Source organism: Mycobacterium sp. NPDC003323, from assembly GCF_053589535.1.
In genome coordinates, this window is the sequence record NZ_JBSFSB010000004.1 from 52,911 (window position 1) to 65,687 (window position 12,777).

The 12,777-nt window shown below is 68.4% G+C and carries 14 protein-coding genes; 6 read left to right on the plus strand and 8 right to left on the minus strand.

Features of this window, described 5'->3' with window-relative positions; translation table 11 throughout:
* The 7 genes from ACWDUN_RS12445 to ACWDUN_RS12475 all read right to left on the minus strand — a co-directional run bounded on the left by ACWDUN_RS12445 (position 1) and on the right by ACWDUN_RS12475 (position 7,003).
* Entirely contained in the window at positions 1-1,212 is a 1,212-nt protein-coding gene (locus ACWDUN_RS12445) for a glycosyltransferase (protein WP_449928943.1), read from the minus strand.
* Positions 1,209-2,204: a glycosyltransferase gene (locus ACWDUN_RS12450; RefSeq protein WP_449928945.1), complete on the minus strand. Its 996-nt coding sequence runs from the start codon at positions 2,202-2,204 to the stop codon at positions 1,209-1,211. Before ACWDUN_RS12450 ends, ACWDUN_RS12445 begins: the two co-directional genes overlap by 4 nt.
* A gap of 83 nt (positions 2,205-2,287) precedes the next feature.
* Positions 2,288-2,971 (minus strand): hypothetical protein, encoded by a 684-nt coding sequence (locus ACWDUN_RS12455; RefSeq protein WP_449928947.1) that lies wholly within the window; start codon positions 2,969-2,971, stop codon positions 2,288-2,290.
* Complete coding sequence (locus tag ACWDUN_RS12460) at positions 2,968-4,671, minus strand: hypothetical protein (RefSeq protein WP_449928949.1); 1,704 nt, start codon at positions 4,669-4,671, stop codon at positions 2,968-2,970. The genes ACWDUN_RS12455 and ACWDUN_RS12460 overlap by 4 nt, the downstream gene beginning before the upstream one ends.
* Positions 4,662-5,135 (minus strand): hypothetical protein, encoded by a 474-nt coding sequence (locus ACWDUN_RS12465; protein ID WP_449928951.1) that lies wholly within the window; start codon positions 5,133-5,135, stop codon positions 4,662-4,664. The genes ACWDUN_RS12460 and ACWDUN_RS12465 overlap by 10 nt, the downstream gene beginning before the upstream one ends.
* Entirely contained in the window at positions 5,125-5,994 is an 870-nt protein-coding gene (locus ACWDUN_RS12470) for a DUF58 domain-containing protein (RefSeq protein WP_449928953.1), read from the minus strand. Before ACWDUN_RS12470 ends, ACWDUN_RS12465 begins: the two co-directional genes overlap by 11 nt.
* 7 nt (positions 5,995-6,001) lie before the next feature.
* On the minus strand, positions 6,002-7,003 hold the full coding sequence (locus tag ACWDUN_RS12475) for an AAA family ATPase (RefSeq protein WP_449928955.1): 1,002 nt from the start codon (positions 7,001-7,003) through the stop codon (positions 6,002-6,004).
* A 116-nt stretch (positions 7,004-7,119) separates the two neighbouring features.
* On the opposite strand from ACWDUN_RS12475, the gene ACWDUN_RS12480 reads away from it, so the two are divergent.
* The 4 genes from ACWDUN_RS12480 to ACWDUN_RS12495 all read left to right on the plus strand — a co-directional run bounded on the left by ACWDUN_RS12480 (position 7,120) and on the right by ACWDUN_RS12495 (position 10,300).
* Positions 7,120-7,584: a MarR family winged helix-turn-helix transcriptional regulator gene (locus ACWDUN_RS12480; protein ID WP_449928957.1), complete on the plus strand. Its 465-nt coding sequence runs from the start codon at positions 7,120-7,122 to the stop codon at positions 7,582-7,584.
* Complete coding sequence (locus ACWDUN_RS12485; protein WP_449928959.1) at positions 7,581-8,828, plus strand: MFS transporter; 1,248 nt, start codon at positions 7,581-7,583, stop codon at positions 8,826-8,828. The genes ACWDUN_RS12480 and ACWDUN_RS12485 overlap by 4 nt, the downstream gene beginning before the upstream one ends.
* Positions 8,829-8,948: 120 nt before the next feature.
* The gene (locus tag ACWDUN_RS12490) at positions 8,949-9,413 is read left to right on the plus strand and encodes a hypothetical protein (protein ID WP_449928961.1); all 465 of its coding nucleotides are present in this window, start codon (positions 8,949-8,951) and stop codon (positions 9,411-9,413) included.
* 20 nt (positions 9,414-9,433) lie between these two features.
* Positions 9,434-10,300, plus strand: coding sequence for an alpha/beta fold hydrolase (locus tag ACWDUN_RS12495; RefSeq protein ID WP_449928963.1), 867 nt, complete (start codon positions 9,434-9,436; stop codon positions 10,298-10,300).
* A gap of 6 nt (positions 10,301-10,306) precedes the next feature.
* On the opposite strand, the gene ACWDUN_RS12500 is transcribed toward ACWDUN_RS12495, so the two are convergent.
* Complete coding sequence (locus ACWDUN_RS12500) at positions 10,307-10,789, minus strand: SRPBCC family protein (RefSeq protein ID WP_449929531.1); 483 nt, start codon at positions 10,787-10,789, stop codon at positions 10,307-10,309.
* 133 nt (positions 10,790-10,922) lie between these two features.
* Between ACWDUN_RS12500 and ACWDUN_RS12505 the strand changes: the two genes are divergently transcribed.
* Entirely contained in the window at positions 10,923-11,612 is a 690-nt protein-coding gene (locus tag ACWDUN_RS12505; protein ID WP_449928965.1) for a GAF and ANTAR domain-containing protein, read from the plus strand.
* Positions 11,613-11,693: 81 nt separating this feature from the next.
* Complete coding sequence (locus tag ACWDUN_RS12510; RefSeq protein WP_449928967.1) at positions 11,694-12,677, plus strand: AraC family transcriptional regulator; 984 nt, start codon at positions 11,694-11,696, stop codon at positions 12,675-12,677.
* Positions 12,678-12,777: the final 100 nt, after the last annotated feature.

Below are 12,777 nucleotides of genomic sequence, written 5' to 3' on the forward strand. Positions count from 1 at the left end.
TCATCGGCTCTGCGCCATCGACGCCGCCGGCCTGGGCGCCAGCCGGTCATAGATGCGCAGGGTGTCCAGCGCGATCCGATCCCAGGAGTACCGCGACAGGGCGCGGTCCCGGCCTGCCGATCCGAGGCCACGTCCGTAGAAGGCGTCACGCAGGATGGCGTTGGCCGCCTGCGCGCATTTCGCCGGACTGCGCGCCGGCACCAATCGTCCGGTCACATCGTCGACCACGGTGTCGGTGAATCCGCCGATCGCGTTGGCGACCACCGGCACGGCACACGCCATGGCCTCCAGTGGCACGATGCCGAAGGGTTCGTACCAGGGCGTGCAGGCCACCAGGTCGGCGGATCGGTACAGCGCGGGCATGTCGTGGTGGGGCACCGCACCGAGCAACCGGACGCGGTGCGCGACAACGAGTTCGGCCGCCAATGCGCGCAGTCGGCGCGCCTCCGGGTCGGAGTCCAACTCGGCGGCCGGCGGGCCGCCGGCGATGACCAGTTCGGCGCCCTTGATCCCGGGAAGGGCGCGGATCATGGTGTCGAATCCCTTGCGCCGGACCAGTCTGCCGACAGACAGGATGCGAGGACGGTCGCTGCGCTCGGCTGCCTGGCCGACGGGCGTGAACACCGCGGCATCCACGCCGCACGGCACCACCGATATCCGGGACCGGGCGCGTCCCATCCTGACGAGCTCGAACACCTCGTCGGTGCAGGTGGCCGCGATCCAGTCGGCGCGGTCGGCGACCGCGGTCTCCCACAGCTGGCGCTCGGCGGGACTGCTGTCGTCGGCCCCCTGATGGCGGCGTTTCACGACGCCGAGGGCATGAAAGGTCTGCACGGTCGGTACCGCGTTGCGTTTGGCGGCCAGCTGGGTGGCGATACCGGACATCCAGAAGTGCGCATGGGCGATGTCGGGTGGGTGCCTGCGCCATTCGTCGTCCAGGAACCGGCCGAAATCGCCCATGTAGGGCAGCATCTCGTCCTTCGGTACCGGTGCGGCCGGGCCGGCCGGGACGTGATTGACGGCGTAACCGTCGTCGGTCATGAGCGTCGAGGGCAGGTCCGGGTCGTCACGGCGGGTGTAGACGGTGACGTCGTGGCCGCATCGGACCATCGCCGCGGCGAGCGCCGCCACGTGCACATTCTGGCCGCCGGCGTCGACCCCGCCGAGGGCCGCCAGCGGGCTCGCATGTTCGGAGACCATCGCGATCTTCATGATTTCGCTCCTTGTCCTTCGCAGAGTGCGTCGATGAGCGCCTGCCACCCGTCCAGGAACCGCTGCAGCGAGAAGTGCGTCACCGCGAACTCCCTGGCGGCCTTTCCGGCCAGCGTGGCGGCACCGACATCGGTGACGTACCGCTTCAGCGCGTCGGCCAGCTCGACGGTGTCGGCGCTGACGACTCCCGCCTCCGCGGGCACCACCAGCGGCGCCATGGTCGAACCGACACACACCACCGGCATGCCGAGGAACATCGCCTCGATGAGCGACAACCCCAGCGATGTCCACCGCGCCGTGTGCAGGTAGACCCGCCGCGCAGCGACCGCGCTCATCAAATCGGCGTGCCGGCTGTCACCTCGCCCGGTCACGCCCGGCAGTCGGTGATCGGGATGGTTCAGGGCCTCGGTGCCGATCCCCCAGACGTCGACGGGGGCGGCGGCCGCCAATTGTTCGAGCAGGTCGGTGCCGACGATGCGGTTGCGCCTGATCGGCTCGTTGATCATCGTCGCCGCCGCCGCGATGTCGCCGGTGTAGAGGTGCCCCGGATCGGGGATGCCGTGTCCGATGACGGTGGTGTCGGCGATCCCGTTGTCCCACATCAGCCGGTTGAAGTCGGTGACGTGCACCAGTGGGATATCGCGCTGGTGCGCCAGGGGATGCACACTGTCGGCAGCGGATGGCCGGGGCGCATTGTGTTCGACGTAGACGGCCGGCACATCGACACCGGGACGGCGGCCGAGCAGGCGCTGCGCGAGCTCCACTTCGTGCGGACGCTGCAGGATCACGAGATCCACTGCAGTGTGCCGCATTTCGTCTGCAGCGACCTCGTGCGCGCGCGGCCAGTCCCGGCCGGCGAGCCCGAGCCCGTCTACGTCTCGTGCGTGGTTGACCGGCAGTAGGTAGCGATGCCGGCCGCTGACGAACGCATCCGTCCAAGACCCGTGCACATGCCAGAGCAGTACCGATCGATCCGTTGGACCGACTGTCATGCCAAGCCGACTAGCCGTTGGCAGTCACAGGGAAACGCGGAACGAGAAGCACTTCGCCGCCGGGACGCGCGACTTCGCCGGGGCTACCTCGCGGCGTCGCGCAGTATCTGCTGGAGCTGTTCCAGCGGGTCCCCGCTGCCCGGATTGAGCCGGCCACGTCGGTCGTCGTCGGGCGGTGCGCCGCCCGGGGCTCCGGCAACCGGCGCCTGCACCGGCGGCGGGGCGGGCGGTGGTGGCGGCGGTGGCGCGGCCACGCCGGCGATCTTGGCGTCCAGGCGGACCGACGAGTCGGCCCGCACCGCGCGGCGTTCCGGATCGTCGTCGGAATTACCGGCGAAGCAGTTCGCCGGTGCCTGTTCGACGACCTGCTTGGCGGCCAGATAGTGCTGTACGGCCGCCTGCGGGTCGAAGGTGCCCGCCGCCTGATCGCCGAGAGATTCACGGACCAGTTCGAGATTGACCCGGACCGGGCAGGAGTCCGCATGGTCGGTGCGATCGAGCGCGAGCAGCAATTCGCGCTCGGCATCGTCGAATCTCTTCTCCAGGGCGGCCAACACACCGGCGGCAAAGGGTGCCTTGGCCGGTTCGATGATGTTGACGAACTGCAGCGTGTCGACGTCGTCAGCCAACGATGCGGTGTCCGAATCCGCGAAGTCCTGCACCGCGGAGTGTCCGGCGACGGAAACCGATACCAGCTTGGCCACGATCACCAACACGGCGAGCACCACCGGCGCCGAGTACAGCAACAGTTTGCGGCGCAAGGTCATCGACGCACCTCGATGCGGTCGAGGCGGGTGCGGCGCAGTTGCCACAGTGCCTGGTACAGCTCGAACAGGATCAGCACCGCCGCGGCCGCGGCCAGTGCCCAGTACAACTCGAACCCGGAGGTGGCCGTCGTGGATTCCTGGGGCCGGCCGGTCTGCCCCTCGTCGAGGGCGTCGACGTCGACCGTTGGCAGGTAGGGCACGCCGATCTGGTCGGCGACGGCGCGTAGTCGCGGCGCGCCGGTGTCGGTGTAGCCGAACACCGCGCCGCCGTCGACCGAACCCGGCGGTATCCGGAATTCCCGCTGCGGCACGGTCGATTCCGGGGCACCGGCACCGAAGTAGAAGACCAGGTTCTGCGCCCGCGGGAACTGTTGCACGGCTGCGATCAGCTGGTAGCGCAGCACATTGCTGGCCGCGCCGACATTGGTGGTGACATCGTCGGTCGCCGGGTTCGGCGTCGCGGCGTCCAGTACCGGAGCCAGGCTCCACACGTCGGCCGACAGCGGCCAGTCCAGCGACGGGCGTGCGTCGAAACTGATGAGGGCGACCCGCGCCGCCGGGTATCGCTCGATGACGGCGTCGATATCGCTGCGCGCCGCCTCCGGCATGGCGGCCGAGCGGTCGACGATCAAAAAGATGTTCGGGTCGCTCTCACCGGCGATCCGGGTGACGGACGCGTCGGCACCACCGACGACCGGGCGCCACAGTGCCACCAGCAGCGCAACGGCCGCGACCGGCAGCACGTATCTGCGGGCCAGTCCGGCTCGCCGTCGCGTCAGCACCACCACGCCGATGACGGCCAGCGCCAGCAGGGCGGCGGCCAACAGGATCTCCGGGGTCTCGACCGATCTCGCGGTCGCCGGCCGATCATCGCGCTGGGCCGGCGGCGGGTTGTTACGGATGTCGTTCAGCGCGGCGGCGATATCACCGTCTCGGGAGTGCAGGCGCCCGCCCGACTCGGCGGCCAGTTCGGCGGGCAGACCGGTGGCGTCCGACACCGCGTTGACCTGTACCCCCGCGTCGGCGGCCAGTTCGCGCACCCGTTGGGCCGAGAACAACGACGGCCGGCCCTCGGCGTCCGTCGTCGCGGGTCCGACGTAGATCAGTGAGCGCCGCGTGCCGGTGGTGGTGTCGAACTCCGGGAACCCGGTCAGACACATCGCCAGCACATCCTCGACACCGGCGGTGTAGTCGACGTAGGCCACCGGGGAGACCAGTGCCGGGGCCGCGCGGGCGAATTGCCCGGCCGCGTGCTGGTGATCGCGCGTCATCGGGATGACCCGGCGGTTGGCGGAGGTGAGCCCGATGCGCTCGGTTCCATAGCCCTGCACGGCCTCGGCGAAGTACCGCAAGGTGGTGTCCACGGCCGGGTCGGTGCCCGCCGCACCCGCGCACACCATGATGTCCTCGGGTTGTTCGGCAGCGCTGCTGCGGTCGGGTGCCGGCAGCCCGGTGGGTCTGGCCACCGACATGGCCGCGGCCACGAAGCCCAGCGTCAGCGCGGCGATGACGACCGCGGAGGCGATGGTGTGCCTGCGAACCGCGCGGCGATACTCCGGCAGCCGGGTCAGCCGGCGGGTGTTGGCCAGTGCCCGCAGCTGTTCTGGCTGATCGCGTCGCGGCCGGAACAGCGCCGCGGCGATACACGCGGCCAGCGCGACACAGGCCACCACCGGTACCGCCCACCAGATCACGTCCATTGCCGCACCAGATCCCGTGCCGCGGTGATCGCGGCGCCGATGTCGACGGCCGATCCGGCGTTGAACTGCACGTCCGCCAGATCGGTCAGCACCGGTACCGCCGGCGCCAGGGTTCCGCCGGAGACCGCCACCAGATCGGGGACCTGGACGTACTCGGCGCGCACCCCGGTGGCATCACGCAGGAATCCCCGCAGGTGCGCGCCGAGGGCGGCACCGGCGGCACCGTCGTCCAGGTCGCCGGCGCGCACCTGCTTCTCGATTCCGTCGATGGCGCGCAGGGTACGGCGCCGCGAGAGCGCCACGCGCGCCGTCCCGATCACGGATGGTTCGGCATGCGGGCGGGTGTACCAGAGCACGCCCAGGTACCACAGCACGGTCAGCGCGACCAGTGCCGCGGCCAGCCACAACCAGACCGACGAGTACGGAGTCGGGCCGACGAGGTAGCCGAGGAGGTCATCCGGCACGGGCGTACACCCCCGTCATCGCCACCAGTGCCGGTGCTATGCCGCGGCTGCTCACGATCCGAGCATGCGGAATCGACTGTGTGGTCATGAATTCCGCGAGTTCGGCACGTCGCTGTTCTTCGGCCTCGCGGTACGCGGCGATCACCGCGTCGCCGAGGATGCCGACATCGGGCACGGTTCGGCCGTCGGCGACGTCATAGCCCACCCCGACATCATCGGCGCCGACGGCGGGCATATCGGAGATCATCGCCCACAGCACGTCATGCCGCGCGGTCAGTGACCGCACCACCTCACACAGGCGATCATCGACATCGGGTTCGTCCGAGACGACGACGATCAGCATCCGATGCCGGTAATGCCGGGCCACCCATTCCAGCTGGTTCGCTATATCGCTTGCGCCGGAATCGGACTCGGCCAGCGCCAGGTAGCGGTGCAACATGCGCTCGATATGCGTCTCGCCGCGTCGCAACCGGATGTCGACGCACCCGCGTCGGTCACCGCAGACCATGCCGATCTCGTCCGAGCGCGGCAGCGCGATCAGTCCGACGGCACCGATCAGGTGCGATGCGATCTCGCATTTGCGTTGCCCGGACGGGGCCAGCGCCGAGGTGTTGCGTCCGGTATCGGCGACCACCAGGATCTTGTGATGCTTCTCGGAGACGAACTGCTTGATCAGCGTGTGCCCGGAACGGGCCGTGGCCTTCCAGTCGATATCGCGCACATCGTCGCCCGGGACGTACGGGCGCAGTTCGTCGAACTCCAGACTTCTGGTGTGCACCAACGCGTACCGGCCGCCGGCGAGCATGCCCGATGCCTGCCGGCCGAGATACGCCTTGGCGGCGTCGAGGTGTTTACCCATCGCGGCCTCACGGCACCGGCACGACGCGCAGCACCGCGTCGACGACCGCATCCGGCGTGATCCGCGCACTGGCCGCCTCGAAGCCGAGGATCAGCCGGTGCCGCAGCACCCGGTGTGCCAGTCGGGCGATATCGTCGGGCAGCACGTGGTTGCGTCCGCGCAGGGCTGCCAGAGCCCTTGCCGTGCGGCAGAATGCGATGGTCGCGCGGGGGCTGGCGCCGTACTCGAGCAGCCGGGCGATGTTGGCCGGCAGATGATGTCCCGGGTCGCGCGTCACCCCGACGAGCCGACTGGCGTACTCGACGAGCACCCGATCCATGTGCACACCGCGCACGGCGTGCTGGGCGCGACGGACGTCCTCCACGGTGACCACGGCATTGGCGTGGTGCTCGCGTTCATACAGCCCGGCGTCCATCCGGTCGATGATCTCGACCTCGTCCTCCACCGAGGGGTACTGCACCAGTTCCTTGAGCATGAAGCGGTCGGTCTGGGCCTCCGACAGCGGGTAGGTGCCCTCCTGGTCGACGGGGTTCTGGGTGGCGATCACCAGAAACGGCGCCGGGATCGGGTATTCGACACCGGCGATCGTGGTCTGGCGCTCCTCCATCGCCTCCAGCATGGCGCTCTGCGTCTTGGCGCTGGACCTGTTGATCTCGTCGAGCAGCACGATATTGGCGTGCACCGGCCCGAGCTGTGTCACGAAGGTGTTGCTGGCAGCCTCGTAGATCTGTGTGCCGACGATGTCGCTGGGCAGCAGATCGGGCGTGCACTGGATGCGCCGAAAGCTCCCGTCGATGGATTCGGCGACCACCCGGGCCGCCGTCGTCTTGGCCAGGCCGGGGACACTTTCCACCAGCAGATGCCCACCCGAGAGCAGCGCGAGCAGCATCGATTCCCGAAGGTGCTGCTGCCCGACCACCTTGGTGGAGAACTCGGCGGCCACCGCGGCCGCCACGTTCCTGGCGTCGTGGAGTGCTGCGTCGGCGGCCTGCACGTGCGATGCGGTCATGGATCCTTCCGGAGCTTGCGTATCCGCGTCGGAGTACCCAGGTTTTGCTGTCGCCAAGCGACTCGGCGTTCGGGCACGATTCGTCCCGGTATAGATGTATGTGCTAAGCATATTTCATGCCGCCGTCCCGCTACGACGAACTGGATGAGCTGCTGACCCGCATCCACCTGGCCCGGCAGCGTCCGAGTTGGCGGCGCCGCCTGCTCGACGGTGTCGATCCCGTCACCAGCGTGTCGACGCTGCGGGTGCTGCGCGCCGTCGAAAATCACCAGAACGCGGGCGCGGCCGCCTCCGTCGGCGATGTCGCCGAGTACCTGGCCGTCGAGCATTCCACCGCCAGCCGAACCGTGTCGGCCGTGGCCGCCGCCGGATTGCTGGCCAAATCAGCCGCACCCGATGATCAGCGCCGCAGCGTCCTGAAGCTGACCGAGGCGGGTCGGCGGGCGCTGGACACCGTCACCGACCGGCGACGCGAACTGGTGGCCGAGACCATCGCGGACTGGCCGGGAGCCGATGTCGACACCCTGGTCGGCCTGCTGGAGAAACTGACCGTCCGATTCGAGGACGTGGCGACCCGATGACCGGTCAGGCGACCGCCGCCGCCGCGGCGCGCCCGCGCGGGGCGCTGCGACTCATGTTCGACCCGGTCTTCGGCGCCCTGTTCTGGGGCAAGATCTTCTCGGTCGTCGCGGTCTGGACACACAGCATCATCGCCGCGGTCGTCATGTACGAGACCACGGGTTCGGCGCTGATGGTCGGACTGGTCGGCGTGGTGCAGTTCGCGCCGCAGCTGATCCTGAGTCCCATCAGCGGCAAATGGGCCGATACCGGCAACGTGACCCGCCAGATCCTGCTGGGCCGGCTGCTGTGTATCGCCGGGTCGGGGTCCATCGCGGCGTGGATGTTCGCCGCACCCGATATGGCCGGGATGTCCGCCGCGGTACCGGTGCTGCTCGGCTCCACGCTGGTGGGTTTCGGGTTCGTGGTCGGCGGCCCGGCCATGCAGTCGATCGTGCCGGAGCTGATCCGCGACGGCGAGTTGTCCACGGCCATGGCGCTCAACAGCATCCCGATGACCATCGGCCGCATCGCCGGACCGGCCGCCGGCGCGTATCTGGCCGCCCACTTCGGTGCGGCCACCGGTTTCGCCGTCGCCGCCGTGCTGCATGTGGTGTTCGCCGTCTTCCTGGTGATCGTCCGATTCCCGGCGCGCCCGGAGCGTGCGGCAGGCACCGATTACCGGGTGCGCGCGGCGCTGCGATACGTCTGGCGCGATCGTCCGCTGCTGTTGGCGCTGGTGGCGGTGACCACCGTCGGCATCGCCGCGGATCCATCGATCACCCTGGCCCCGTCGCTGGCCGACGTTCTCGGCGGGGACACCCGCCTGGTCGGCACGCTGTCGGCCGTGTTCGGCATCGGCGCCGCGGTCGGCATGGCGGCATTGGCGGTGATGGGCGGCCGGATGCCCTCGGCGCGGGTGTCCTCGATCGGCCTGACCGGGCTGGGCCTGGGTTGTGCGGTGCTGGCCGGCAGCATCACCCCCGCGATCGCGGTGACCGGGTTCGCGCTCGCGGGTCTGGGATTCGGCTGGGCGCTGACCGGCCTGAGCACGGTGGTCCAGGAGCGTGCGCCCGCGGAACTGCGCGGCCGGATCATGGCGCTGTGGCTGGTCGGATTCCTCGGTTCGCGTCCCATCGCGGCCGCGGTGCTGGGCGGCACCGCCGATGCCGTCAACGTGCAGACCGCATTCGCGGTGGCGGCAGTTCTGACCCTGGGGGTCGCGGTGTTGTGCCGCCCGGCCCGGCTGACCGGCACACTGCCCTGAATTTTTTTGGCTATCGATTCGTTACCGAGGTTTGGCTCATCTGTCACATGGGTAACTTCAGTCACAGATGCGATTACGCGTCACCCCGGTAACAACGAAAGAGCCGAATGGATCACGTGCATGAATACCGTCCTGTTTCTCAGCGCCAGTGGCGCCAGCTATGAGACCCGCGCCTACACCACCGCCGATATCACCGAACTCGTCGATGCTCAGGGCCTGCAGGCACTGACCAGCGCCGACCGGCAGTTCGACTTCTGGTTCAGCCCGACGGCCCGAAACTGCCAGCGCCGCGTCAACCGCACCGCCACCGAACTGTTGCTGGCGACAACCACTTTCACGGCCCGCAATGCGCCACTGCTGCGCGGCGGCGTCGTCATCGCCTCCCACGACGGCGACGGTGACCTCGACGGACTGAGTTGGCAACAACTCGATTCGCTGGTGGACCGCCATCGTGCCCTGACGCCGGGCCAACTGCGCGTCCTGTGCCGCCGGATGAACCGCGACGAGCGTCAGCGGCGCCGCACGCAGACAGCCCGCATCGCCGAGGTCGCCCCGGCCCCGGCGCGTATGCCCGTCGCACGCTGATATGGCGATAGCGTGGCCCGATGGCCACGCTCGACATCAACGGCGGCATCGTCGTCTACGAAATCCTGGGCGATACAGGCGATCTGATCGTCCTGACGCCGGGCGGCAGGTTCGGTAAGGACATTCCCGGTCTGCGACCCCTGGCCTCGGCGCTGGTCGCCGGTGGATACCGCGTGTTGCTGTGGGACCGGCCCAACTGCGGCGGTTCCGACGTCCAGTTCTACGGCGCCAGCGAATCTCATATGCGGGCCGAGACGCTGCACCTGTTGCTGGACGCGCTGGACACCGGCCCCTGCATCATCGCCGGCGGTTCGGGCGGCGCGCGCGACTCGATGCTGGCAGTGATGCTCTATCCCGAACACTTCACCAGGCTGGTGGTGTGGAACATCGTCGGTGGTGTCTACGGTTCGGTCGTGCTGGGCAATTACTACATCGTGCCGAGCATCCACGCCGTGCGCGGGCTCGGAGCCGAAGGGCTGCTGACCGTCCCGGAATGGCAGGACCGCATCGCCGCCAACCCGGCCAACCGGCAGCGCCTGCTGGGCGTGGACGCCGACGAGTTCCTCCGCGTGATGCGGCGGTGGTTGGACGCGTTCGTCCCGAAGGCCGGGCAGACCATCCCGGGTGTCCCGGACGAGATGTTCGCCGGCATCGACATCCCCACCCTGATCATCCGCGGTGGCGGGAATGACTGGGATCACCCGAAACGGACCTCGCTGGAGATCAGCTGCCTGATCAAGGGTTCTGTGCTGATCGACCCACCCTGGCCGGAGGACGCCTGGGAGACCGCCAGCCGGCTGCGTGCCGCCGGGAAAGTCAAGCGGTACAACGGGTTCGACACATGGGTGCAGGCGGCGCCGGCGATCTTGGAATTCCTGCGTCGCTGACGGCGGCTATTCGGCGTCCTCGGGCCAACGCCGCTCCGCGAGCGCGGACAGTCGCCGCAGGCACTCACGATTACGTGGCGCCGCCAAGGCCAGCGCCACCCGTTCGGGCACCCAACCCATCGGGGCGCCGACCGGGACCTCGGCCATCTCGATGCGGCAGCCTCCGCCGGCACCGTCGAACAACCGCAACGTGATCCGGGCCTTCGCGAAGGGTCTGCCCTTGGCTTGCAGCACCAACATCTCGAGTGGACGGCATTCCTCGACCACGGTCTCGTCGTTCAGCACCAACGGCCACACACCGACCGTGTGGTGGATGGTGCTGCCCACCGCCGGCCAGTCGGGGTCCACGGCCCGCATCCGGCTGTTGCCGACCACCCACTGTGAGTAGGTCCATCCATCGGCGATCATCGCCCACACCCGCTCACGCGACGCCGTGGTGTGGTGTTTGACGGTCAGTGCGCTGTCTATCTCGTCGGGTCCGGTCACCAATCGGGGATACCCGTGACCTGCGCCGTTCAACCCGCGCTAATCTCTGCTCCAGAGCTGACCCGGGCACAATTGCTCTGTCAGATTCGAAAGAGACAGGCGGTTGGTGACGATGCTCAATCCTCGGCGTGACGCAGTGGCCCTGCGCTTCGCGGAATTGTTGCGCGACCTGGAACGGAACCAACCCAGCGATACCGACACCGCCCTGCGCGATCTGACCGTCAACGCGGCGGCGGCCCTGCCGGGCGCGACCTCGGCGAGCATCACCGTGGCCACCCGCGATGGCGAGGTGAAGTCGGTGGCGGCCACCGATTCGGTGGCCGACAAGATCGACGACATCCAACGCCGCACAAGACAGGGCCCCTGCCTGGAAGCCGCCTGGGAACAGCACACCATGCGCATCCGCGATATCGGGACCGAACTGCGCTGGCCGCTGTTCTGCCAGGAGGCTCTGCAGAACACCAGTGTCCGTTCTTCGCTGGCGTTTCAGTTGTTCCGCAACCGAGAGTCGATGGGAGCGCTGAACTTCTACGCCGAGACCACCGACGCCTTCGATGACGATTCGGTGGAACTCGGCATGATCCTGGCCACCCACACCGCCGTCGCGTGGAATCTTTTGATGCGCGACCAGCAGTTTCGTAGCGCACTGGCGTCCCGCGATGTCATCGGCCAGGCCAAGGGCATGCTCATGGAACGGTTCGGTATCGATGCCGCCGGCGCCTTCGGTCTGTTGCGAAAACTGTCCCAGGAGAGCAATACACCGCTTGTTGACCTGGCCGAACAGGTGATCAGGTCGCGGGATTCCGACAAACCCCCACAGGAATAACATCCGGCCAGACTGGGTAAACTGAACGGACCGTGGGTTCAGGTACGACGCCCATCCGGAGCTGTGTTTTATGGAGCCCAGATGACGTCCGATCCCGTTGACGCCCGCCCAGAGCGCGTCGGCATCAACTCCAATGATCCCGAATTGATCCAGAAATACCTGGATCAGACCTATTCGACGCAGTTCACGATCGGCCGCCCGCAGGACGCCGATCCGACCGCGTGTTCGTGCAATCACTCGCGCATCGACGTCGACGCCTACGCGATCGAGGACGTGCAGCACACCGGCCAGGTACAGCTGGTCGCCGACCGGGTGCCTGCCGTGGTGGCGCTGTGCGTATCCGACGGCCGGGTGGAGGTCGAGCACGGCGGCCTGACCGGGGTCGCCGAACGGGGCCAGTGGTTGCTGGCCTCCACCGGCACCGGCGGCGTACGGGTACGCCTGCGCAACGCCCGATTTCGTTCCGTGGTGGTTTCCCGATCACTGCTCGCCGAGGTCGCGGCAATGGACACCGAGGCGCCGGCGGTGCCGCGCTTCACCGCGCTGACCCCCGCCGACGCGAACTCCGGACATGCGCTCGGTACCACCGAACGGTTCCTGGACCGGTTGTTGGACGCCGATGATGCCGCCGAGAGCCCGATGGTGCTGCGTTCTGCGGGCCGCATGCTGGCCAGCGCGGTGTTGAGCACGTTCCCCAACGACCTGCCCACCGAACCGGCCGCCGACGAGGTCGGTGCCGACCAGCCCGCACTGCTGCGTCAAGCCGTTGAGTTCATCCAGGACAACGCTTCTCGCGATATCAGCGTTCGCGATATCGCGGCCGCGTTGTACCTGTCGCCGCGCACCGTGCAGTACCTGTTCCGGCGTCATCTGAACACCACACCGACCGCGTACCTGCGCTCGATCAGGCTGGCCCAGGCCCGTCAGGAGCTCATCGCCGGGGACCGGTCCATGACCACGGTGGCGGCCACGGCCGCGCGGTGGGGATTCGCCCACACCGGCCGGTTCGCCGTGCTGTATCGGCGCACCTACGGCGAAAGCCCGCACGAGACGTTGCGGCGCTGAGACACGCCGCGCGTTTCGCATCGTGGCCTCCAATCGTCGTAATCTGGACTTCGCCTCGGAGTAGCGTTGAGTGCGGTTGAGCAGCAGCCGGCCCGGTCGC